At 54.0% G+C, this 23,201-nt stretch carries 18 protein-coding genes; 9 read left to right on the plus strand and 9 right to left on the minus strand.

The window, feature by feature from the left end; genetic code table 11:
- The first annotated feature begins 72 nt into the window (after nt 1-72).
- A complete protein-coding gene (locus ACO0LF_RS19940; protein WP_423017160.1) occupies nt 73-888 on the plus strand; it encodes a substrate-binding periplasmic protein in 816 nt (271 codons plus the stop codon).
- 62 nt (nt 889-950) lie between these two features.
- On the plus strand, nt 951-1,769 hold the full coding sequence (locus ACO0LF_RS19945) for a substrate-binding periplasmic protein (protein WP_423017162.1): 819 nt from the start codon (nt 951-953) through the stop codon (nt 1,767-1,769).
- Nucleotides 1,770-1,784: 15 nt separating this feature from the next.
- On the opposite strand, the gene ACO0LF_RS19950 is transcribed toward ACO0LF_RS19945, so the two are convergent.
- Complete coding sequence (locus tag ACO0LF_RS19950; RefSeq protein ID WP_423017164.1) at nt 1,785-2,255, minus strand: Lrp/AsnC family transcriptional regulator; 471 nt, start codon at nt 2,253-2,255, stop codon at nt 1,785-1,787.
- A 155-nt stretch (nt 2,256-2,410) separates the two neighbouring features.
- Between ACO0LF_RS19950 and glmS the strand changes: the two genes are divergently transcribed.
- On the plus strand, nt 2,411-4,228 hold the full coding sequence (gene glmS / locus ACO0LF_RS19955; protein ID WP_423017166.1) for a glutamine--fructose-6-phosphate transaminase (isomerizing): 1,818 nt from the start codon (nt 2,411-2,413) through the stop codon (nt 4,226-4,228).
- A gap of 42 nt (nt 4,229-4,270) precedes the next feature.
- Here glmS and ACO0LF_RS19960 read toward each other — a convergent pair whose 3' ends face one another.
- Nucleotides 4,271-4,990 (minus strand): hypothetical protein, encoded by a 720-nt coding sequence (locus tag ACO0LF_RS19960; RefSeq protein WP_423017168.1) that lies wholly within the window; start codon nt 4,988-4,990, stop codon nt 4,271-4,273.
- Between the two features lie 49 nt (nt 4,991-5,039).
- Nucleotides 5,040-8,936: a hypothetical protein gene (locus ACO0LF_RS19965; protein WP_423017170.1), complete on the minus strand. Its 3,897-nt coding sequence runs from the start codon at nt 8,934-8,936 to the stop codon at nt 5,040-5,042.
- A 684-nt stretch (nt 8,937-9,620) separates the two neighbouring features.
- Here ACO0LF_RS19965 and ACO0LF_RS19970 point away from each other — a divergent pair.
- Nucleotides 9,621-9,962, plus strand: a complete 342-nt coding sequence (locus tag ACO0LF_RS19970; RefSeq protein WP_423017172.1) for a YciI family protein — start codon at nt 9,621-9,623, stop codon at nt 9,960-9,962.
- Between the two features lie 464 nt (nt 9,963-10,426).
- Here the strand turns inward: ACO0LF_RS19970 and ACO0LF_RS19975 are convergent, their stop codons facing one another.
- From ACO0LF_RS19975 to leuC, 4 genes are all read right to left on the minus strand, one after another.
- A complete protein-coding gene (locus ACO0LF_RS19975) occupies nt 10,427-11,494 on the minus strand; it encodes an alpha/beta fold hydrolase (protein ID WP_423017174.1) in 1,068 nt (355 codons plus the stop codon).
- 52 nt (nt 11,495-11,546) lie between these two features.
- Nucleotides 11,547-12,869, minus strand: a complete 1,323-nt coding sequence (locus ACO0LF_RS19980; protein WP_423017176.1) for a 2-hydroxycarboxylate transporter family protein — start codon at nt 12,867-12,869, stop codon at nt 11,547-11,549.
- Nucleotides 12,870-12,931: 62 nt separating this feature from the next.
- A complete protein-coding gene (gene leuD / locus ACO0LF_RS19985; protein ID WP_423017178.1) occupies nt 12,932-13,570 on the minus strand; it encodes a 3-isopropylmalate dehydratase small subunit in 639 nt (212 codons plus the stop codon).
- A complete protein-coding gene (gene leuC / locus ACO0LF_RS19990) occupies nt 13,567-14,997 on the minus strand; it encodes a 3-isopropylmalate dehydratase large subunit (protein WP_423017180.1) in 1,431 nt (476 codons plus the stop codon). The genes leuD and leuC overlap by 4 nt, the downstream gene beginning before the upstream one ends.
- 114 nt (nt 14,998-15,111) lie before the next feature.
- On the opposite strand from leuC, the gene ACO0LF_RS19995 reads away from it, so the two are divergent.
- On the plus strand, nt 15,112-16,032 hold the full coding sequence (locus ACO0LF_RS19995; protein WP_423017182.1) for a LysR substrate-binding domain-containing protein: 921 nt from the start codon (nt 15,112-15,114) through the stop codon (nt 16,030-16,032).
- 717 nt (nt 16,033-16,749) lie between these two features.
- Here ACO0LF_RS19995 and ACO0LF_RS20000 read toward each other — a convergent pair.
- Entirely contained in the window at nt 16,750-17,019 is a 270-nt protein-coding gene (locus tag ACO0LF_RS20000) for a hypothetical protein (RefSeq protein ID WP_423017184.1), read from the minus strand.
- Between the two features lie 118 nt (nt 17,020-17,137).
- Here ACO0LF_RS20000 and ACO0LF_RS20005 point away from each other — a divergent pair, with 118 nt between their 5' ends.
- On the plus strand, nt 17,138-18,208 hold the full coding sequence (locus ACO0LF_RS20005; RefSeq protein WP_423017186.1) for a DUF4214 domain-containing protein: 1,071 nt from the start codon (nt 17,138-17,140) through the stop codon (nt 18,206-18,208).
- Nucleotides 18,209-18,586: 378 nt separating this feature from the next.
- On the opposite strand, the gene ACO0LF_RS20010 is transcribed toward ACO0LF_RS20005, so the two are convergent.
- Entirely contained in the window at nt 18,587-19,501 is a 915-nt protein-coding gene (locus ACO0LF_RS20010) for a LysR family transcriptional regulator (RefSeq protein ID WP_423017188.1), read from the minus strand.
- Nucleotides 19,502-19,615: 114 nt separating this feature from the next.
- On the opposite strand from ACO0LF_RS20010, the gene ACO0LF_RS20015 reads away from it, so the two are divergent.
- The 3 genes from ACO0LF_RS20015 to ACO0LF_RS20025 all read left to right on the plus strand — a co-directional run bounded on the left by ACO0LF_RS20015 (nt 19,616) and on the right by ACO0LF_RS20025 (nt 23,181).
- Complete coding sequence (locus tag ACO0LF_RS20015) at nt 19,616-20,188, plus strand: cysteine hydrolase family protein (protein ID WP_423017190.1); 573 nt, start codon at nt 19,616-19,618, stop codon at nt 20,186-20,188.
- Entirely contained in the window at nt 20,185-20,820 is a 636-nt protein-coding gene (locus tag ACO0LF_RS20020; RefSeq protein ID WP_423017192.1) for a glutathione S-transferase family protein, read from the plus strand. The genes ACO0LF_RS20015 and ACO0LF_RS20020 overlap by 4 nt, the downstream gene beginning before the upstream one ends.
- Nucleotides 20,821-20,982: 162 nt before the next feature.
- Nucleotides 20,983-23,181 carry an OsmC domain/YcaO domain-containing protein gene (locus ACO0LF_RS20025; protein ID WP_423017194.1) on the plus strand — a complete coding sequence of 733 codons (2,199 nt, stop codon included), beginning with the start codon at nt 20,983-20,985 and terminating at the stop codon, nt 23,179-23,181.
- The last annotated feature ends 20 nt before the right edge of the window (nt 23,182-23,201 follow it).

The raw sequence follows: 23,201 nt of genomic DNA on the forward strand, positions 1-23,201 counted from the left end.
AAGACAATCTTGCTTGCTGCAAAGCATCTTTCTGGTCTATCGTATGCAGGTTCGTTATCAAGGTGAGTCTTGATGAATATGCTGACAAAGTGCCATGTTGTGCTGTTCTTGTCCCTGAGCCATGTTTGGTTACCAGCGCAAGCTGCATGTTCACGCGTCATCAATGCACCGGTTGCGCCGCTAGGCTTGAGCGTCATCATCAATGGTGACGCTATCACCGGGATTTATCCAGAAATCTTGCGTGGCCTGTCTTCCAGGGAAAGCTGTCAATTTCAATTTTCTGCGGTTCCGCGTGCGCGTCTGGAATTGATGTTTGAAAATGGCCAGGCGGACATTCTCTTCCCTGCCATACGAACAGCAAAACGCGACGAGCACGGGATTTTTGTCCCCATGATTTACACCCGCGCTACTGTGATTTCCCTGCAATCTGCCCGCCCAACCATACGCAGCCAGCAAGAATTGCTGGAACAAAAAAACCTCAAAGTGGCTGTCGTACGCGGTTTTGACTACGGCGAGGGCTACCAGGCTATTCTGTCTGAATTGAATAAACAGGGCAGGTTGATCGTGGAAGCCGATGCGGTCTCTGTCGCACGCATCATGAAAGCCGGTGCTGCCGATGTCAGCATCATGGCCCCCTATATTTTTGCTGGTGCAGTACAAGGTGATGCCAGGGTAGAGTACATGGCTGACAAGCTCAGGTTTGAGCCCCTGCCTGAGCTGGGCTGGGGGGACAGCGGGATTTACCTGTCCAGGAAGAGTTTGACCCAGGATGACCGCAATGCCTTGCAAGAGCTGATGGAGCGCGCTGCCCGCTCAGGCCTGGTCTGGAAAGGCTTTTTACGTTATTACAAACCAGACGTGCTGAAAGAAGGCAACCGCCCCCGTTAAATTCAGGCAAGGGCCATACTCGTTTGAGCCTTGCCTGTTGTGATTTCATGCCGGATACCTTAATGAGTTTTCAGATAAATCTACGATCATTGCGTATTCTCCTGCTGTCTAGCCTGATGCTCCTGGCCCAGCAGGCTTTGGCCGTTTGCTCACGCGCTATTAATGTTCCTGTTGCTGCAACCGGGCGCAGTGTCTTGATTAACGGCGACAATATCGAAGGCATTTATCCCGACATCTTGCGTAGCCTTGGCGAAGCCTGCAAATTCACCCTGACTGCCGTGCCCAGGGCCAGGCTGGAATTGCTATTTGAAACCGGGCGCGCCGACTTGCTGATCCCTGCCAGCCGCACGCCAAAACGTGATGAGCATGGCATCTTCATCCCCCTGGTATATAACCGCGCCACCCTGATTTCCCTGGAAAGCAATCGTACCGTCATCGTCTCCATGCAGGATTTACTCGATAAAAAAGATTTGAAAGTGGCTGTGGTACGTGGTTTTGACTATGGTCCAGCCTATCAGGACATCATCAAGGAACTGAGCAAGCAAGGCCGCTTGTATATGGACGCTGACCCCGTCTCAGTGGCACGCCTGCTCAAGGCGGGCATCTCTGACCTGACCATCATGGCACCATCGATACTCGCCGGCGCCATCATGGAAGATGCGCGGGTCCAGGATATGCTCGACAAGCTGCGCTATGAACCCCTGCCTGAATTAGCCTGGGGTGATAGCGGCGTCTATATTTCAAAAAAATCCCTGAGCAATGAAGACAGAGCGGCTCTCAAGGACATGCTGGAACAAGTCGCCAAATCAGGCGTGGTCTGGAAAAGTTTTCAGCGTTATTATCCGGCGAATGTTTTGAAAGAAAGCATACGCCCCCGCTGAACGGGCTTAAAAACCTTATAGCGCAATCGCTGTTTCAAACTTGCTGCGCAAGATAGAAAAAAAGCTACGAACATTGCGCACATTCGCATGCGTCGCAAACAGCCTGTGCGCCAGTGCATGATAAGCCGCCATGTCCGCCACCTGTATCACAAGTACAAAATCCGGCCCCTGCGAGACGCGGTAACATTGCTGCACCGCCCCTTCCTGCGCCACCAGTTGCTCAAATTCCACCAGCTTCTCAGTCGCCTGATGGTCGAGTGTGATTTCGACGATGGCCGTCAAGCCAGCCCCCAGCTTGCTGGCATCCAGCAACGCCACCTGGCGGCTGATGATGCCCTCATCCGTCAGCCGCTTGACGCGACGCAGGCAGGTAGGGGCAGATGCATGCACCCGCAAGGCCAGCTCATGATTGGTCAGCGAGGCATCTTTTTGCAATTGCTGCAAAATGCGTTTGTCTAGTTCATCCAACTCATTGTCAGTCAACATATGATTGATAATTCCAAATGTTCTTATATATTGAAATAATAGTTCAAATAGAAAATAGATGTTCTATAAATTTCAATAATAAATGAATTTTGAAAGAAAATATCAAGCCATCTGCTTTAGCATGAACACATATTCATTCTTTATCAGAGGTCACCATGTGCGGTATCGTCGGCGCAGTTGCTCAACGCAATATCACCCCCATCTTGCTCGAAGGCTTGAAGCGGCTTGAATACCGTGGCTATGACTCATGCGGCGTCGCCCTGCATGTCGATGGCCATCTGCAACGCTCACGCAGCACATCCCGCGTGGCAGACCTGCAGGCGCAGATAGACCAGTCCGGCCTTGCTGGCTTTACCGGCATCGCCCACACCCGCTGGGCCACCCATGGCGCACCGTCTTCATCGAATGCCCACCCGCATTTCTCGCGTGAACGCATCGCCCTCGTGCACAACGGCATCATAGAAAACCATGAAGAACTGCGTGCAGAGCTGACACAGGCTGGCTATGTCTTTGAAAGCCAGACCGACACCGAAGTCATCGCCCACCTCATAGACCACCTCTACAGCGGTGATTTGTTTGAGACCGTGCAAATCGCCATCAAGCGTCTGACCGGTGCATTTGCGATTGCCGTATTCTGCCGCGATGAACCACACCGTGTCGTCGGCGCACGCCAGGGTTCCCCATTGATCGTCGGTGTAGGCCAGGGAGAAAACTTCCTCGCCTCCGACGCCATGGCACTCGCAGGCACCACAGACCAGATCATTTATCTCGAAGAAGGTGATGTCGTCGACCTGCAACTGCAAAAAGTATGGATAATCGATAGCGAAGGCAAGTCAGTCCAGCGCGAAGTTAAGACAGTACATGCCCACAGCGGCGCAGCAGAACTCGGCCCTTACCGCCACTACATGCAAAAAGAAATCTTCGAGCAACCACGTGCGATTGCCGACACGCTGGAAGGCGTCATCAGCATCATGCCCGAGTTGTTTGGCGACGGTGCCTACAAAGTCTTCAAGCAGATAGATTCTGTATTGATACTCGCCTGCGGCACCAGCTATTACGCTGGCCTGACTGCTAAATACTGGATAGAAGCCATCGCCAAAATTCCTGTCAATGTAGAAATCGCCAGCGAATACCGCTACCGCGAAAGCGTGCCCAACCCCAATTCACTGGTCGTCACCATCTCGCAAAGTGGCGAGACAGCAGACACCCTGGCCGCGCTGAAGCATGCACGCAGCCTCGGCATGCAGAACACCCTCACAGTCTGCAATGTCGCCACCAGCGCCATGGTGCGTGAATGCGCTTTGTCATACATCACCCATGCCGGTGTAGAAGTCGGCGTCGCCTCCACCAAGGCTTTCACCACGCAACTGGCCGCACTTTTCCTGCTGGCACTGTGCCTCGCACAAAGCAAAGGCCGCTTGAGTGAAACTGACGAAGCAGAACACATACGCGCCCTGCGCCACCTGCCCGTCGCCATCAGCGCCGTGCTGGCACTGGAACCACAAATCATCTCCTGGGCAGAAGAATTCGCCCGCAAAGAAAACGCACTCTTCCTCGGTCGCGGCCTGCATTACCCCATCGCCCTCGAAGGCGCATTAAAACTCAAAGAGATTTCCTACATCCACGCCGAAGCTTACCCAGCAGGTGAACTCAAACACGGCCCCCTGGCCCTGGTCACCAAGGAAATGCCGGTGGTCACCGTCGCTCCCAACGACACCCTGATAGAAAAACTCAAATCCAACATGCAGGAAGTCCGCGCCCGTGGCGGCGAACTCTACGTCTTCGCCGACGCCGACTCCCGCATCACCTCCAGCGAAGGCGTGCACGTGATACGCCTGCCAGAACACTACGGCCAGCTGTCACCGATACTGCACGTGGTGCCGTTGCAATTGCTGGCTTATCACACAGCACTGGCAAGAGGGACGGATGTAGATAAGCCACGTAACCTGGCAAAAAGTGTGACCGTTGAATAGGGCAGGACATTGCCTGATTAAAATCGCACAATAAAGACCGTACTAGCGCCCTTCCGGGTTGTGCAGTTTCTCAGCCCATTTCTGCGCCGCTGCGTCAGCCGCGGCGCGGCGTTCGGGTGTCACGCGCGGGGTCAGCTCGGCGCGCGCGGTGCGGTCAGTGGCGCAGCCAGCGTCGGTGACGCGCATGCCATACGGAAGTTTCAGCACGCAATCGTAGGCATACGCACCAGCCGCGTCGGCATATGCCTCGTCGATTCGCTCGGGCAGCGCCGCCGCGTAGCGCACCACAGTTTGCGCCGACAGGCTCTTATATCCGGGATCGAAAACGCCGGCCTGATGGGTATAGCGCACGGCGTCGTTCAGGGCTTTCAAGGCGACTGGCTGGAGTTCGATATTCGGGATACCGGCTGACCTGGTTGTCACCGAAGGGCCCTCTTTCTCGGCACCGGCAGCACCACCGGACATGGTGATTGTCACACGCGAGCTGCTACGGCCAGTCAGCTTTTCTTCGTGGCACGTCAGTCGCCTGACCGCGTCCGCGGCGCGACTCCGAATGGCCTGGTGTTCGCCGGCATTGGCACGGTGCTCGTTGTCGCTGATCCACTTCTTGTATGCCTGAGCAGACTGAGTTCCGATCAGCACATCGCAATCACTCAAATCGAGGGTGGCGGCCTGCACACTGCCAGCCATTGCGCATAAACCCAGCGCATACATGGCGACGCGCAAGGCGCGCCTGCTCTCAATCGGTAAATTCTGCTTCATCTTTGGCTCCTGTATAGAGTGATAAAAGTAATGTGTCAGCACCGTGCGCCTATTCCTTGCTCGCTTTTTCATACGTCAAGGGGCGTCCATTGCGCGTCCACACCAGTGCGCCATCGCGCACAGTCATGCTCAGATTGAAGTCTTCGAACACGGCGGGACGCGCGGCAAGGTCAAAGCTGAAGTTGCTCTCCCCGATAGACCCGCTTGGCACTTCATAGACATAGGGGTGACCGCGGTTGAGTTCCGGATGGTAGAACACGATCTGGCGCACTGGCCCCACATGAGCGGTGTGCCAGCCCGTGCTATCTGTGTACCCGTGCAGCATGACAGGGGCGTCACCCAACACCGTCAGTTCCACCCTGGGGACGTTGCGCTCGCGCGCACGGACCTGGATCGACAATTGTCCGGCTTGGGGCACTACCGTCGACGGCGCGAGCGAGGGAGTCAACGGCGCGCCGGGCGACCCGGCGGGGTCGCTGCGAAACACGAGCTGACCTTGATTGACCTGCCATCTGCCGCGCGCCATCTGATCCGTCGCGCCATATGCGAGCGAATAATTGAAGCGGCCGTCGGCGCGCAGCACGATCTCGGAGCCGACCTCGGTGACCCCCTTCAAGTAATAGTGCCCGGGCAGTTTCTTTTGCAGCGCCAGGTCAGTGCCGACGGCCTTTGGCAACGGCGCGAGTGCTGCTGCGGTGCGCGCTGGCGGAGCGCGCCAGCCGGCTGTTTCCAGAACCGCGATTAAGTCGTTGCTCTCGTTTTGACGCAAATTGGCCCAGCTGGTTGCGCTCAAGCTGCTCTCCCTGGCGCCGATTTGCTTCAGACGTTGCTTCAAGCGTTCAGCGATCCAGCCGCGCAGCGGCCGTTCGTTACGCTCACTCAGGTAGTTGATCAGGCGCTCGGCCATGTCACGGCAAGGCGTAGTTTCGGCCATCAAGCCCTGGTTGCGCAGCAAGGCCCAATACTGATCCGATGTGTCGAGCACAGTCTGGGCCAGCATCCGCGTGGCGGGCAGGCACACCTCGTTCAGCCTCAACTGGCCATTTCCGGTTACCAGCTTGAGCATGGCGACATTGTTTGCGGCAACCGCGCGGTCGAGTACTCCACTGCCGTTCTTATCGCGATAGCCGGTATCGATGCGCCCGCCTTTGTCGAGCAGCATCGCGAGCATGTCGGTGTCGCCGCGCGTGATGGCCAGTTCCACTGGGCTGGGCATGTCCTCGTAATGCGTGTTGACGTCGAAACCCAGTTCCAGCATGCGTCGTACCAGGTCGGTCCGCTTGCGGTCAATTGCGGCCAGCAAGGCCACCACATCCGCGGCCGCGCGCGTTTGCCCGGCCGCCAGACTCAGCATGCCATGCTCGAGCAGGAAGCCGGCCAGCTCACTATCTGGCGAGTCGAGCGCGCTGCGCACCGCCTGGGCACTCAGTCCCTGGGCAGTGAAACCCGCGGCCACCAGCGCACGCACGCGGCGTGCGCCCAGCGCCGTGTCGGCAGATAACACGGCCTCTTCCAGCGCCGCCGGCGCGACGCTGCTGAGTGGTGCTTTGTTCACCCGCGCTATGTGCTCCAGCAACAACGGTAACATGTTGGCGTCACCCTCTTTCGCCGTCAGCACCTGGGTTAGCGGCGGCTCCTTGCCCGCGAGCGGATCGGCGCCCAGATTCAGCAGCAGCGTCACCATTGCCGCATCGCCAGAGCTGAGCGCCAGTGCCAGCGCGCTCTGATTATTCGGACTGCCCACAGGCGCACCCAACGCCACCAGTCTGGCGACCCAGTCGAGGCGATGGGCCCGCACCGCGTGGCCAAGCAGGGTGTCGCCGCTCATCGGCACTACAGGCGAGCGGATAGGACGATAGTCACGCTGGCCACTTTCCCACATGGGACCGGTCTGAGTCCAGCGCAAGTCTGGCACCAGCAGCTGGCGTAACACCTGGTCGGACGATTCCTTGCTGTTGTACATCGCCAGCATGGCTGCGTCTACCCACCGGTCACGCCCGCTTTCATCGAAGCGCGGCACGCGGGTTTTCAACCAGCCGATCGCATCGGCATTGCCAGCCCGGGCTGCGTAAGCCAGCGGCGACACACCATCGTCGCCAGCATACGGGCTGGTGCCGGTGCCGGCCAGAGCGTCCAGCACTGCCGTCCCCGTCGTCAGCCCTGGCAGCGCGTTCCACATGAGGTAATCCGCAGAAGGCCGTTCGGGCGCGGCTTCGCCTTTCGCCTTTGCCTGGCGCGCGCTGCGCTGGTCGAGCAATAGATAGGGACGTTGCGCACCGGCTTTCAGCAAGGCGAGCATGATCTCGCTGCGTTGTTGCGGATCTATCATCTCGGGAAACTGCAGACTATGCTCGCGCTGCTGGAGCGCGTATTCGAGCGGCGCATAGACGCCGTTGCTACCGCCGTATTGGCGTGGGTCCGCGCCCTTGGCCAGCAACATGCGTACCATTTCCGGCGAGCCAAACATACTGGCCAGATGCAGCGCGGCCGCATCGCTGTTGCCGCAGCCTTCGTCAAAGCTGGCACCATGGCTCAGTGCCAGGGCCAGCATGCGCGTCTTGGCTGGCAACAGCGCAAGGTGCCTGGCACGCTGGCGCTGCCAGTGCGCCAGCTCAGGCGCACCGTCGTGCTCACGCCGCCAAGCGGTTTCGTCGGCACGCAGGCTAAGGGCCGGCATCAGCAAGGTATTCAACAGCTTGCAATTGTTCACCATGTAGTCGTTGAGATTGACGACCCTTGCTATCAGCTGCGTGAACGTAGCCTCGTCGCCTTCGCTGGCAGCGGTAAACAGTTTGCGCACCTCGTCCGTTGGCGCTGCCTTGCCGATAGCGTTGCGCACATAGTGAACTTTGCGCTGTGCGCCGTATTGTGAGGCCACCGGCAATGGCGTGCCCACTTTCCATTGCGCCAGCATGCCTTTCGCTTCGGCCAGTTGTTGATCGGTCAGCGCTGCTTCCCACTCCGTCACGCCGCTGACGGCATTCGCGGCACCGCCGCGCGCGGCCAGCGCCAGGCTCAGATACGCCAGCACAAAGTCTTCAGTCACGCCGTCGCCTTGTGCATAAGCTTTAGACAGACGGGACTGGGCTTCGGCGCTGCCACCCTCGGCCGCCTTGCGCAACCAGTACGCAGCCCGCTCCGGATCGGGTTTGCGATCCGGGTCGTAGCTGCCATATAGCGTGCCCAGTTTGAGTGCGGCGGCCAGATCCCCGCCCTCGGCGAGACGCAGATACCAGTCGATTGGCGAGCGCCGCCCGGTTTGTGAGGTGGCTGGAAGTACGCTGCCCTGTTTCCAGTTGGTAGCCAGACTCTTCCCTTCCTCAATCTGGTCGGGCGACAATTTCTCGCTGAAGATAGGGAGATAGTTTTCTGTGTCATGACGCCCAAGCCAGTCACTGCGCTGCAGCGACAGGGTCATCATCGCGTAGGCCAATGTGAGATCGCGCGTCAGGCCCTCGCCATTTGCATATACGGTGCCAAGTGCCGACAGATCCACGCCACCGCCCTGCGCAGCCGCCTTGAGCAACCAGCGCACGGACTGTTCGGGATTAGGCGACTTCCCTAGCTTGTAGAGAAAGACCAACTCTTTTTGCGCCTCCACGTCTCCCTGTTGCGCCGCCATCAGGTACCAGGACAGCGCCTGTGTTTCATCAGCAGGTGTATCGCTACAGTTGCGCCTCGCACGCTGATACAAATCCCCCAGCGCCTTCTGAGCCTTGACATTGCCAGCGCGCGCAGGCGCGCTCAGTTCCTTGATGGCGACCTCGCAATGGCCGTCGCTGAGCGCGGACATGCCGGCCGCGACGTCGGCCGCCGCATGAGCACTGATCATCAGACTGAATACTGCTGCTACTTGTTTTTTCATCACAGAGGGACTTTCGATTGGCAGGCGCAGCTGCGCCGCAATGCAATTTCGGATTTCAACTGAAGTGTTAACGACGCGCACCAGCTTGCCTGGCTTGGTGACTTTTCAGTCAAGCGGTTTAATTTGCCACGCACCGTGCCACCATCAGGCATCTGCTCATCGGGCGAGATCGATGCAGGTTTCAGTGCCACTAGCTTAGGGTTAAAAAATTGGATGGCATATCATCTCCCGGCTTGACACCGGTTGCGGCAAAGCTGGTGTCCGGCATCCCGACTGACCAGCGCGGGAATGAAGGAATCGTGGGCAACGCAAACAACAGCGTTAGCGGCGCTGGCTTGAAGGACATACGCCTGTATGCTTGGTAGTATGGGGACAGCATGTGGCAAAACTTTCAGCAGAGGTTACCAGCAAGCGCCGTTCGTCCATGTCCGGCCGCTCAGCATGCAAGACTGCCGAAGCGGGCCATTTGAGGGACAGAGAGCGACACAAAATATTGCCAATTATATCCCATTAATTTTTAAGCAAGTTTCCCCCTGTTCACGCGATCAAGCGTGCCAACCATGCACAGTCCGCTCGCCGACCGCCGGGTGACGGGATGGGTGTCTTGATTTGAGCGTAGCGCCTGCAACATCAATGCTGCAACCCGCACTTCCTGCTATCCTAGTCAGATGGTTTCCACACCCGGCTCGCCATCGTCGTTGCACCCAGGTGTGCTTACAACCCGCACGGCCGGACTCCGAAAAACAGTATAAGGAATTCACGATCATGGCAAAGTATCTCATTTCATTTCCCAGTGCTGCAATGAATGTACCCGACAGTGAGATGGAGACGGTGGGGCGAGATGCTCATGCCGTGATACGCGAGACTAAGGAAGCAGGCGTCTACGTTTTCGGCGGTGGCATTGATGAAGCAGTAGCGCCCGTGCTGGTGTCAGCCAATGGCACAGTCACTGAGGGCGGCTACCCGTGGGCACCTACACTCAATGGCGGCTTCACTGTACTTGAGCTTCCTACCAGAGAAGACGCCATCGCCTGGGCCGCACGTATCGCGAAAGCCTGTCGCTGTGATCAGGAGCTTAGGGTGTTTGGGTTTGATCCTGAGTCGTGAGTTGTCAGTCAATATGGAATGTACATATCTGGTTAGGACTACGCTGTCATGAAAGCCTGGACGGAAACTCTCGATATAAGAACGTGGCGCGAAGTTCATGGTGGAAAGCATCGAGAATATGGCGGTGCAATTATAGATAATCTTGTATGCCCAATAACATACTGTGTTCTTGTTTGTGGCTTTACTTTTCGATTCCAAAACATCTCTGAAATTGAAGAGTACATCTCTTATTTTGAAAGTAAAACTCATTATTCAACACGGGCGTATGTTCATGGCAATGAAAGCCATTACGAGGTTCAAACAAAATTCACACGACTTCCCGCAAGGCTAAATGCTAAGGGTAGAAGGCCGCAGGTAGCCAGTGGGCTAAGACGTGCACTATCGGTCTTTAGAGGCAATGACAGTAGTTCGGCTTAGCAAGCTGTATCGACCTTTGATGCAATCATAATTGGTTTTAACAAAAACTATCCCTCAGCTTTCCGGAAAAAGCGCAGAAACGCATTCAGGGTTTGCTCGGGTGCTTCTTCTGGCAGGTAGTGTCCACATGGCAGCGCACCACCGCTGACTGCGCCATCAATAGATTTTTCTTGCCAGGTTTTCAGCACATCATAGGTGTTGCCGACAACGCCCTTGGCTCCCCACAATACCAGCAAGGGTGACTGGATTTTTTTGTCGGCGTCGGCGGTATCGTGTTCAAGGTCTATCGATGCTGCGGCCCGGTAATCTTCGCAGACTGCATGCAGGGTTTCGGCGGTGTAGCAGCGACTATATTCTGCATAGGCTGCGGGCGTGATTGCGCCGGGGGTCTTGTTTTGTTTGTTGATATGGTGTTCCAGATAAAATTCCAGGTTGGCGCCTATCAATTTTTCTGGCAAGGGTGCTGGCTGTATCAGGAAGAACCACCAGACGTAACGGCTGGCAAATGCCATGTTGGTGGATGCATACATGGTGGCAGTGGGGGCGATGTCGAGCAGGGCTGCACGCTCTATCGCATCTGGATGATCAAGCAGCATGCGGTGCACGACGCGCCCGCCACGGTCATGGCCAGCCACCTGGAAGCGTGAAAAGCCCAGTTGCTGCATGACTTCAACCTGGTCTTGCGCCATGAGCCGCTTAGAATAGCCAATGTGATTTTCACCGCCGTCTGGTTTGCCCGAGTCCCCGTAGCCGCGCAGGTCGGTCAGCACGACCGTAAAATGCTGCGCCAGTGCCGGTACGATTTTATGCCAGCAAGCCAGGGTTTGCGGGTGACCATGCAATAGCAAAAGTGCCGGACCCTGACCACCCACCAAGGTTTGAATCGAGGTGCCGCTGGTGTTGAGCGTACGGCTTTTGAAGCCCGGGAACATGCGGGCAATTGCTGATCCTTGTGGAGGCACAGGTGTATTCACAGGGTATCCTTTAATGGGTAATGTCAGCGTTGCCGCCGATACTGCACCGGCAAGCAGGCTTCTTCTGCGAGTATTGATTTTACTCGCTTCAGTGCTTGCTTTAGTGGTAGTTGCTACTATTGTTTTTGGGGATTCTGGCATGGCGCTCTCCTGATTTTTCCTATCTGTATCTGTCTAAAATTTCTCCATGGTTTCAGCCAAAAATCTTCATCAATATCGTCGCCATGACGATCATAGCTGCGCCGCCTATGCGGGTAGAAATTTGCGCGAAGGGCATCATCTCCATGCGGTTGGAGGCAGACAGGATAGCTACGTCACCTGTTCCACCAAGGCCGCTATGGCAGGCAGTCACGATAGCTGATTCAACAGGGTACATTTTCATCAGAAAGCCTATGCCGAAGCCACTTGCCACCATCGCCAGAACGATGGAAGCGCAAATCACGAAATAGGACAAACTGAGCGAATAGACCATCTGGTTCCATGGAACAAACAAGGTCCCCAGCCCGACCAATATGGCGAACGTCAGGTTGTTCGTCATGAAGCGGTACATCTGGTAAGCGCCAAGCTCCATATTCGGCGGCATGATCTTGCTGACCTTGACCAGCGCTGCACCGATGATCATCAGGATAGGGCCAGGGATACCTGTCATTGGTGCCAGTACAGAACCAAGAATAAAGAATGCACAGGTCAGCAACAGGCCAGCCCCCATCAGGCTGATGTTGAGCGGCGCTTCGTTTTGTTTAGCCAGCAATTCCTGGTCATTGCCATTTCTTACCAGGGTGCCATTGCCACTATATTGCGGGCGCCTCTTGCCAAACCAGCTCAGGGCACCAGCCGACAAAATTGCCACCACATTGCCGATCAATGCTGCCGGGATCAGGGTCGCAACAATTTGCGCTTGTGGCGTCGTCGTGATCTCTGAATAGGCAATCGATAAGGGCAGAATGCCTTCACCAATACCGCCACCAAGAATGGGAATGATGATGTAGAAGAACACATGTTTCATCTCATAACCCAGCAACATGCCAACGGCGAGGCCTGCACCAACTGCAGCGACAGTACCAACCAGCAGTGGAATGAACATGCGTATGAATCCTTGCACCAGTACCTTGTGGCTCATGCCCAATATGCTGCCGACAACCAGGCAGGCAATGTACAGATATTGCAGGTTCGCCGTCTTCATTGCTGTCGTCAGTGCCTTGTGCATATCCTGGTCAAACAGATTGTAGCCAAGCAGAGCCGATGGCACGAACAGGCAGAGTATGGCTGATCCGCCTATGTGTTTAAGTAGCGGGATTCTGTTACCCAGATCACCAAGCAAAAAACCCGCTAACATCATGACCGCCAAACCACCGATCAGGTCATTTGGCAAACGATGGTTGATGGCGGCTGCGATAGTGATTACTGCCAATACGATATACACCGGTAAGGGTAGTGGCCCGATGCGGATCGCCATTAACCTGCTCCAAAAACCTGATCCTGCTGGTTCAGCAGGCAAAGCTGTTTCTATATGCATTTTTGTCTCCTTTTAATATTGCGCCGGATGAATTTCCGGTCGCATTGCCTGTTATGATTTGTTCAAACCAGGCTGTCTCTGGTCTTGCTTGCCAGATTTTTTAGCCATGGGCGTTTCTGCCAATGACTTGTTGCAAATTCATTGATCTGCTCTTGCATGGCCAGTGTTGCCCCCACCATATCCAGGCCTTCAAGGAACATGCGGCGATGGCGTTCAGACAGAGAGAACGGGGCAGTCAGACTTTTACTACGCACTGTCATGCTCTCAACATCAATCAACACATGCTTGTCTGAAGGGTTGTTGATATCAGCAAGCAGCAAGTCAATCTCAGCCTGGGCTAGTGCCACCAGCATGAGCTTGTTGTTCATGGCGTTGGAATAGAAAATTTCTCCAAAGCTGGGAGCAATAACAGCGTCAATTCCATACTGTTGCAGGCCCCAGACCGCATGTTCGCGGCTGGAACCACAACCAAAATTGGGGCCACCCACCAATATCCTGGTGCCAGCGTATTCAGCCTGGTTAAGCACGCACTCAGGGCGGCTGTTTCCATTCAGATCAAAACGCATATCGTAGAGCAGCCCCTTCGCCAGACCAGCCTTGTCGATACGCAGCAAAAATTGCTTGGGAATGATTTGATCAGTGTTCAGGTTGGCGACTGGCAAGGGTGCCGCAATACCTTCGATTCGGGTTTGAACAGTCATGCCTGTACTCCTAATTTGCGCACATCGGTAATGCGGCCAGTCACAGCCGCCGCAGCAGCCATGGCCGGGCTCATCAGATGGGTAATCGCACCACGACCCTGGCGGCCTTCAAAATTGCGGTTGGTGGTAGATGCGCAACGTTGGCCCGGGCTCAGCACATCGTCGTTCATGGCCAGGCACATCGAGCAACCAGGCTGGCGCCATTCAAAACCGGCATCGATAAAAAGCTGGGCAAGGCCTTCTGCTTCCGCCTGTCGCCTGACCTCGCCCGAACCCGGCACAATCATGGCGCGAACAGCAGGCGCAACGTAGCGCCCTTTGACAATCGAGGCGACTGCCCGCAAGTCTTCGATACGTGCATTGGTGCAAGAGCCTATAAAAACAACATCGACTGCCAAACCTTCCACGCCATCGCCTGCATGCAAACCTGTGTAATGAAGTGCGCGTTCCATGGTGTGATGCAAAGCATTGCCGCTGTCTGCTGGCATGTTGGGGATACGGGCTGTGATGGGAATTGCCTGGTCAGGGCTGGTGCCCCAGGTGACATAAGGCTCTACCTCGTTCGCATCAAAATGCAGTTCAAGGTCAAAGCTGGCATCGTTGTCGCTATGCAGATCAGCCCAGTCCGCTTGTGCCATGACCAGCATATCGCCCACCAGATCAGGGCAATGCGCTTTCACATAGTCTATGGTTGTCGCATCTGGCGCAATCAGCGCACCGCGTGCACCTGCTTCGACAGCCATATTGCACAGGGTCATGCGCGCTTCCATGGATAGTGAGCTGATTGCTGCGCCACAGAATTCAACCACATAACCGCGCGCACCTTGTGCGCCGATTTGCCCAATGATCAGCAAGATCAGGTCTTTCGCCGTCGTGCCTGTGGGCAAACGGCCTGCGACATGGATGCGCATGTTCTGTGCAAGTCGATACACCAGCGTCTGCGTAGCCAGCACATGCTCCACTTCTGAAGTGCCGATACCAAAACCCAGCGCACCAAAAGCACCATAGGTGGTGGTATGACTGTCACCACAAAGTATCACCATGCCAGGCCTGACCATGCCAAGTTCAGGCGCGATGACATGCTCTATACCCTGGTAGCGGTCATTGGTATCAAACAAGGGTATGCCATGGAAATCACAATTGCGCTTCAGGTTCGATGCCTGCAAGGCAGAATTTGGCTCGGTAATCGTGCGTATCGCCAGTGGGTGGGTAGGGATAATATGATCGACCACCCCCAGGTTCTGGCCAGGCTGGGCAGCCTTCCTGCTGGCATGGGTCAATGCTGCAAATGCCTGGGGGCTGGTGTACTCGTTCATGATGTGCAGATCGGCATACAGCAACACGTTTTGCTCATCCAGGCGGGCTACCGTGTGGGTTTCCACCAGCTTTTGGTATAGCGTTTTTGCTGTACCTGACAATTCAGTCATGCATGTCTCCTGTAGATTTAATCTGGATAAACTTCTTGTGCAGGACAAGTTAATTTGTTGCGAATTGATTTACAATGACTTGAAAATCAAACTGTTTTTAACTTAAACGCAAAAATGAGTTCAGTATCTGATGTCGCTTTTTTCACCGAAGTAGTGAAGGCAGGCACGCTCTCGGCGGCCGCGCAGGAGCTTGGCGTATCCACCGCCGCTGTGAGCAGGCGGCTCGCCAATCTGGAAGCGCGCCTCAGCATACGCCTGCTGAACCGCACCACCAGACGGGCCGTAGTGACGCCAGAAGGCGAGTTATATCTGGCTGAGGGCCAAAAAATCCTGGCCGCACTGGAAGAGCTGGAACAACGCCTGTCCAGCAGCAAGGCCGTCCCCAAAGGCCTGCTGCGCGTGAACGCCAGCTTTGGGTTTGGCAGGCAATTCATCGCACCCGCCATTGCAGGCTTTGTAGAAATCTACCCGGATGTTGAAGTGCAGATGCAATTGACAGACAGACCCGTCAATCTGTCCGACGATGGCTTTGATGTCTGCATACGTTTTGGTGAAGTCCCTGACGCCAGGGTCACCTCAAAAAAAATCGCCAGCAACCGCCGCCTCTTGTGCGCATCCCCCATCTACCTTGAACGCCACGGCGCACCACTGACGCCAACCGACTTGCAACGCCACCGCTGCATAGTCATTCGCGAAAGCGATGAGACTTACGGCACCTGGCATTTGCACAACGCAAATTCGCAGGCAACAGTAAAAGTGCGTGGCACGGTATCAACCAACGACGGCGAATCAGCAGTCAGCTGGGCCTTGCAAGGCCAGGGCATCTTGCTACGTTCAGACTGGAACGTAGCCCCCTACCTGCAATCTGGCCGGCTGCGTGAAGTGCTAAGCGACTGGAAACTCCCCAATGCAGACATTCACGCTGTTTATCCAATGAAGAACAATCTGTCTGCCAAGGTGCTGGCATTTGTGGGTCACCTGGAAAAATATTTCAGGCAGTATCGCTCACAGGATGGTGTTAGTGCCATGTGGTAGAAGGGTTTGAGCGGCCACGCACGCAGAATCCTTAGGGGGGCGTTTTCGGGCTAAATTGACCCCGTCAGTTTTGATCCACCCTTCACTTCCTCGCGAAGGCAGCCACACGGTCATACGACCCTTCAAATCCAAGTTTTTCAGATGCAAGTAAAGTTGTTTTAAGCTCTGTCGCTGCTGACGATTTTTCTCCGCTTCGGTTTTAAGCCAGCTCGAAAGCTGCAATGCATATTTGTCGATGGCACTGGTTGTTTGTCGTTCTGCATAGGCGGGCTCTGTGACTTCAGAGCGCGGATAGCGCCGCGCAGGTAGCTCTGCTCGGGTACCGCAGAACTGTGTTGCGAGAGATGCCCAGTGGTCTGGCGATCTCCCGTAATAGGATCTGGTCACGAATGTGTCAGCGTCGAATAATACCTGGCAATGCCACGGCTATCACTCCTGCTCCCTACTCATCAAGAATAATATTGTTTTGGCATAAGAATGGACAGGAAATTTGCTCAGTAGATAATCTGCACCTAAGCAAAGGAGTAATTCCCTCTATCGGACAGCAATTATTCAATTGTCAGAGAAATTCAACTTTGACAATTGTTTTCAAACCCACATTACATGTAACGTAATGTTACAGATATAATGAGTGGAAATAGCTAATTTGCAACCATGACTTGAGACTTGACACATCTTGGCGGTCATGGTGCTGCATTCTTCATTACTTACTCAATCTTATTCAAAGTATATGCTGGTTTTAAACACAGTTGCCTTCGTGCGCTCCTTCGTTGTGGCACTCGCCGCATTTTTCATATTCATAGGCTCGGCCCAAGCGTCGTGTGTGGGCTGCTGCTCTTCGCACGGTGGTGTTGGCAGTTCTTGCGCATCCAATGGAAAAATCCGTTGTGCTGACGGCTCAGTAAGCCCTTCGTGTGCTTGTTCGTCCTGTACCGTGACTCCACCCAGTTGCACCGGCGGCCAAATAGCAGTGGGCAGTTTTTGCATGTGCCCAGTCGGGCAAACGAATGTTGGTGGCATCTGCAAAACGCCGACCACTACACCAACGTGCACTGGAGGGCAAATTCTCGTCGGCAACACATGTTCTTGCCCAGCGGGCCAGGTTTTGTCTAGTCTTTCTGGGCTGTGTCAGGTTCCTGCACCGGCGCGGGCCTGTTCTTCGATTCGATGGGATATAAAAACAGGAAATGATCGCAACGCAAATGCAGTCTCCACCACAGAATTCGCGACAGCTATCAGCCTGTTGCAATTGCAGACTCCCCCACTCGTTGTCGTGGATGATGGGAACCGCATTTTGCCGGTAGAAAACACACGCTATCTCGTTGAAGGAACGCTCATCTCCTATAAAGCCACGCCTGATTCTGAATATCAGCTCGTGCTGAAATCGAGTAGCAGCGTAACCATGGTCGCGGCTATCCCGCATCCAGATTGCGTTGGACAGAATTCACCTTTTTATGCGGAAATCAAGGCAGCGAGAGAGACTTTTGATAAAACCTTTGCTGCTCAAACACAGTCGAGCACGACCCAAACCTTGGTCCAGATAGGTGGTATTGGTTTCTGGCAAGCGGGAACCGATACAAACGGACAACTGCAGAATAAAATAGAATTGCATCCTGTCACCGCTATTCAATTCAATCCCAAACAAGAGATAACGACATTTAGCGGCAAATATGCAGACTATAGGGTATCACCAACCAAGATAGGCTATACGATCGCTGATAGTAACGGTACACCGGTTCTTGCGACAAATCTGCAACGTGTAAAGTTCGCGGATATGTCACTGGCATTTGATCTGGATGGCAACGCGGGTAAAGCATATCGACTGTACCAGGCAGCGTTTAATAGAACACCAGATGCAGCGGGTTTAGGTTATTGGATCCAGGCGATGGACAAGGGGCTGACCATTCAGGAGGTGGCTGCAAGTTTCATGGAATCTGCCGAATTCAAGCTCATGTATGGCACGAATCCAAATAACTCAACATTACTCACTCGTTTCTATGCAAATGTCTTGCATCGTAGCCCTGATCAGGCTGGTTATGATTACTGGTTGAATCAACTAAATATCAAGCTCAGCACACCAGCGACAGCACTGGCCAGCTTTAGCGAAAGCCAGGAAAACAAGACACAAACTGCTGAGTCAATCAAAAATGGTATTGCTTATATTCCGTTCAAATAGATTGACAAATGAGATGTAAGACAGGTGCGAACTACTATCCTTGTATGAGTCCTTTAAAACTGGCGATTGGATATTGGGCACCTGCCATGTTCTGGCGGCACGCAAGCTGGATGTACGCGTAATCAGGCGATGTTGCATATAGTTAGCAAGGCCAATGCAGGTAATTAAAGAGTTCAATCAAAGGTTTTGGTATCTATTCTGACCAGTGCTGCCAATACACAATTGGCAGCACTCTTCCTCGGTCGCAGTCTGCATTACCCTATCGCCCTCGAAGGTGCATGAAAACTCAAAGAGATTTCATGCATCCACGCCGCAACCTACTCTTCAGGTGAACGCAACGGTTTCTGTCCGATCTCCTGCCTGGCTTCCGTCTAGCGACTACCAGTCAACAAGACCCGCCCGGAAAGCCTCGCTCTCCTTCACAAACTGTTTATTGCGTATGAAGCGCGTGACGATTTGCACAATTTTTGTACGGGCTGTGTCAGGTAATGCAATCAGCGCGAATTGGCGTTTTGCGGAGATGGGCAGATCGGCGATTTTTACGCCATCTGGTGTTGGAAAGACCGCGAGCCGGGGGAGTATGGAATAACCAACGCCATGTCTGACCATGGCCGCGATGCTGGTGTCGGTAGTCAGTGTGCGTGAGAGTTCGGCATTAAATCCTGCGGCGCGGCATCGCTCCAGTATGTCGAGCGCGCCTGAGCAGTTGAGCTGGATATAGGGCAGGTCCTTGAATTGTTCCCAGGATATGGGCGCGTACAAATGCAGCGAGGCTGGCACAAGCAGCACGTAGGAATCCGCGACAAAAGCATGCGCCAGAAATTCTGAATCGACGGGCAGATGTGCAATCCCTATTTCGGCGCGGCCTTCTTTCACGGCATGAGCCACATCTTCGCGTTCTTCACAGCTGTCATCAATGTCGACACGTATGCCTGGATATTCGCTGGCGAGAGCTGCCAATGCCCTTGGTAGTAAATGGGTGGCTACGCTACGAAAACATGCTATGCGTACCCGGCCTGCCATCCTAGTATCGTCTTTTGTGGTGTCGGTCATGCTATTCACCAGATGCTGCACTTGCCGTGCTTTCGCCAAAACCTGGTGACCTGCATCGGTGGGCTGGCAGCCAGAGCGTGAACGCAACAGCAGGCGCGTTCCCAAACTTGCCTCCAGTTCCGTAATGGCGTGGCTGATGCGCGATTGGGTGCACCCCAGTTCTGCCGCAGCAGCGCCAAAGCCACCGGTGTCGGCCACGGCGATCAATATTTCAAGCTGATTGAGTTTCAGTCTGTTCATTTATGTGATCGAAATCCTTCATGGATAGGCATGAAGTATAGGGGATTTCGGTTGTTGTGGTGAATGCAGCACCCTAAGATAAATTGACTTCGATATTTATTGAAAGGAATTTGTATGAACCCCTTACCCCAAGATACCGTATTGATCGTGATTGATGTGCAACAGGCATTTGACGACCCGAGCTGGGGGCATCGTAACAATCCAGCAGCCGAATCCAATATTGCCGCGCTGCTGGCTGCCTGGCGTGACACGCAGCGCTCTATTATTCATATCCAGCATCGTTCACCCAGGATCAAGAGCTTGTTTCACCCCAGCCATCCCGGTTTCAAAGTGAAACCGGAAGCTGTGCCGCTGCCCGGTGAGCCTGTGCTTTACAAGCGCGTCAATAGCTCTTTCATTGGCACCGACCTGGAACAGCGTCTGCGTGAAAATGGCGTGACAACTTCGGTCATTGTCGGTATCACGACGGATCATTGCGTATCCACCACGACACGCATGGCAGGTAATTTGGGATTCGTCACTTATCTCGTCGCAGACGCCACCGCAACGTTTGAACGTCATGGGCCGGACGGGCGCTACTTTAGTGCTGAAGACATGCACGATACTGCATTGGCGAGTCTGCATCGCGAGTTTGCGACGATAGTCGACAGTGCCAGTATCTTGAAAATGCTGCAGCCAGAAATATGATGCAACTCGTCACTGGCAGCAAGAACTGCTCTTCCTGGACCATGCGGGTATGGTTAGTCATGCGTTTTTTCGATATTGCTTGTGAGGAGATTAAGATTCGTCTCAATCAACCTGATACGGCCGAGTCGATTGCGCGATATTCGCCATCGGGGCGCATACCCTGCCTTATCCTGGGTGATCAAGTGATCTGGGATTCGATAGCGATATGCGAGTATCTGGCAGAACGTTTTCCCGGCAAGCACTTGTGGCCAGCAGACAGCAGGAAGAGGGCGCATGCCAGGAGTATTTGTGCCGAGATGCATGCAGAATTTATCTGCATGCGCCGCGCACTGCATTTCGATATCAACAAGATCGACGCCGATAGCGGCAAGAGAGCAATCTGCGTGGCAGCAGTCAAACGAGATGTCTTGCGCATTGAGCAAATCTGGGAGCAGTGCCTTAAAGAGTATGGCGGCCCTTTTCTTTTTGGAGAATTGTCGATTGCCGATGCCTACTTTATTCCTGTGGTCTTGCGATTTCGGACCTATGAACTTACTGTAAGGTCACAAGCTGTTGCAGATTACATGGACAAAGTTGAACATCTGAAGCCAGTGCGAGAATGGATTGCAGAAGCGAAAGAGTCGCAATGCTAATTTGTTTTCAAAATGCAAATGCATTCCATCATCAAATTGTCTAAGGAAGTGGGGCAAGTTTCTGTACAAATCAACATGCTGCTCAACAAGCTTTCCTGTCCGCCCAGAAAAAGACGGATAATAGCGGCCACATGATTTTGTACATTATTTTGGAACTCCCCCATGGAAATTAAGGTTAACTTTCTCGATAAGCTTCGTCTTGAAGCCAAGTTCGATGATTTTACGGTGATCGCTGATCAGCCTATCCGTTATAAGGGGGATGGTTCTGCACCTGGTCCTTTTGACTACTTTTTGGCTTCGTCGGCCTTGTGTGCGGCTTATTTTGTGAAGTTGTATTGCAATACGCGCAATATTCCTACCGAGAATATCCGGCTGTCGCAGAATAATATTGTTGATCCTGAAAACCGTTATGCGCAAATTTTCAAGATACAGGTGGAGTTGCCTGCCGATATTTCTGCCAAGGACCGTGAAGGTATCTTGCGTTCCATAGACCGTTGTACGGTTAAAAAAGTCGTGCAGGCCGGGCCGGAGTTTGTGATTGAAGAGGTTGAGAACCTGGATGCCGATGCGCAGGCTTTGCTGAGCTTGAATCCTTCTGCCGATGCGGCGACTTATATCCTCGGCAAGGACCTGCCGCTGGAGCAGACCATTGCCAATATGTCTGGCTTGCTGGCGGGGCTGGGTATCAAGATAGAGATTGCTTCTTGGCGCAATATTATTCCTAATGTGTGGTCACTGCATATACGCGATGCGCATTCGCCCATGTGTTTTACCAATGGCAAGGGTGCAACCAAGGAAAGCGCATTGGCGTCGGCCCTGGGTGAGTATATCGAGCGCCTGAGTTGCAACCATTTTTATGCAGGTTCGTTCTGGGGTGAAGATATCGCCAATGCGGCCTTTGTGCATTACCCGGAAGAGCGCTGGTTCAAGCCAGGCAAGAGGGATGCTTTGCCCAAGGACATACTGGATGAGTATAGTCTGGAGATATACAACCCTGATGGTGAGCTGCGTGGCTCGCATTTGATCGATACTAACTCTGGCAATGCAGAGCGTGGCATCTGTTCACTGCCTTATGTGCGGCAGTCAGATGGCGAGGTCGTTTATTTTCCATCCAATCTCATCGAAAATCTGTACGCCAGCAATGGCATGAGTGCCGGTAATACCCTGGCTGAAGCGCAGGTGCAATGTCTGTCCGAGATTTTTGAGCGTGCGGTCAAGCGTGAAATCCTCGAAGGCGAGATGGCCTTGCCGGATGTGCCGCAAGAAGTGCTGGCGAAATATCCTGGCATTGTGGCGGGTATACAGGGGCTGGAAGAGCAGGGGTTCCCGGTGCTGCTGAAGGACGCGTCGCTGGGTGGAAAATATCCTGTCATGTGCGTGACCCTGATGAACCCGCGCACGGGTGGCGTGTTTGCTTCTTTCGGCGCACACCCCAGTCTGGAAGTGGCGCTGGAACGCAGTCTGACAGAATTGCTGCAAGGCCGCAGTTTTGAAGGCCTTAATGATTTGCCCCAGCCTACCTTTGTCAGCAATGCAGTGACTGAGCCAAATAATTTTGTTGAACACTTCATCGATTCTAGCGGTGTGGTGTCATGGCGCTTCTTTAGTGCCAAGGCCGATTATGATTTTGTTGAATGGGATTTCTCAGGTCACGGCGAAAACTCGAATGCGGATGAAGCCGCAACCTTGTTCGGCATACTCAAGGAGATGGGCAAAGAAGCTTACATGGCCGTGTATGACCACCTGGGTGCAACTGCCTGTCGTATCCTGGTGCCCGGTTATTCTGAAGTGTATCCGGTGGAAGACCTGATCTGGGATAACACCAACAAGGCTCTGCTTTTCCGCGAAGATGTACTGAATCTGCATACGCTGGATGATGAACAACTGGAAGACTTGCTGGAACGTCTGGAGAATAATGAGCTCGACGAATACAGCGATATCGCCACCCTGATAGGCATAGAGTTTGACGAGAACACGATCTGGGGCCAGCTCACGGTTGTGGAATTGAAGCTGCTGATCAATCTCGCTTTGCAGGACTTTGAAGAAGCGAAAGAGCAGGTCGAAACCTTCTTGCAATACAACGACAATACCGTTGATCGTGGTTTGTTTTATCAAGCCCTGAATGTGGTGCTGGAAGTGACGCTGGATGATGAGCTGGAGCTAGCTGATTACGTCGTCAATTTCCGCCGCATGTTTGGTAATGAGCGTATGGATGCGGTGCTGGGTTCCGTCGACGGCAGCGTGCGCTTCTATGGCCTGACACCAACCAGCATGAAACTGGAAGGCCTGGAAAGGCATCAGCGTCTGATAGATAGCTACAAGAAGTTGCATCTGGCGCGGAGTAAGGCGGCTGCATCTTAGGTAATGAGAACATTATGCAT

The organism is Undibacterium sp. Di27W, from assembly GCF_049340345.1.
Taxonomy (GTDB): Bacteria; Pseudomonadota; Gammaproteobacteria; order Burkholderiales; family Burkholderiaceae_D; genus Undibacterium.

Coding starts and splice junctions, on each gene's coding strand:
- ACO0LF_RS19950 (WP_423017164.1), bottom strand. CDS start 2,255: ATGTTGACTGACAATGAGTTGGATGAACTAGACAAACGCATTTTGCAG.
- ACO0LF_RS19995 (WP_423017182.1), top strand. CDS start 15,112: ATGAGTTCAGTATCTGATGTCGCTTTTTTCACCGAAGTAGTGAAGGCA.
- ACO0LF_RS20000 (WP_423017184.1), bottom strand. CDS start 17,019: ATGCAAAAACTGCCCACTGCTATTTGGCCGCCGGTGCAACTGGGTGGA.
- ACO0LF_RS19980 (WP_423017176.1), bottom strand. CDS start 12,869: ATGCATATAGAAACAGCTTTGCCTGCTGAACCAGCAGGATCAGGTTTT.
- ACO0LF_RS19975 (WP_423017174.1), bottom strand. CDS start 11,494: ATGCCAGAATCCCCAAAAACAATAGTAGCAACTACCACTAAAGCAAGC.
- glmS (WP_423017166.1), top strand. CDS start 2,411: ATGTGCGGTATCGTCGGCGCAGTTGCTCAACGCAATATCACCCCCATC.
- ACO0LF_RS20025 (WP_423017194.1), top strand. CDS start 20,983: ATGGAAATTAAGGTTAACTTTCTCGATAAGCTTCGTCTTGAAGCCAAG.
- leuC (WP_423017180.1), bottom strand. CDS start 14,997: ATGACTGAATTGTCAGGTACAGCAAAAACGCTATACCAAAAGCTGGTG.
- ACO0LF_RS20010 (WP_423017188.1), bottom strand. CDS start 19,501: ATGAACAGACTGAAACTCAATCAGCTTGAAATATTGATCGCCGTGGCC.
- ACO0LF_RS20020 (WP_423017192.1), top strand. CDS start 20,185: ATGATGCAACTCGTCACTGGCAGCAAGAACTGCTCTTCCTGGACCATG.
- ACO0LF_RS19970 (WP_423017172.1), top strand. CDS start 9,621: ATGGCAAAGTATCTCATTTCATTTCCCAGTGCTGCAATGAATGTACCC.
- ACO0LF_RS19940 (WP_423017160.1), top strand. CDS start 73: ATGAATATGCTGACAAAGTGCCATGTTGTGCTGTTCTTGTCCCTGAGC.
- leuD (WP_423017178.1), bottom strand. CDS start 13,570: ATGACTGTTCAAACCCGAATCGAAGGTATTGCGGCACCCTTGCCAGTC.
- ACO0LF_RS19960 (WP_423017168.1), bottom strand. CDS start 4,990: ATGAAGCAGAATTTACCGATTGAGAGCAGGCGCGCCTTGCGCGTCGCC.
- ACO0LF_RS20015 (WP_423017190.1), top strand. CDS start 19,616: ATGAACCCCTTACCCCAAGATACCGTATTGATCGTGATTGATGTGCAA.
- ACO0LF_RS19945 (WP_423017162.1), top strand. CDS start 951: ATGAGTTTTCAGATAAATCTACGATCATTGCGTATTCTCCTGCTGTCT.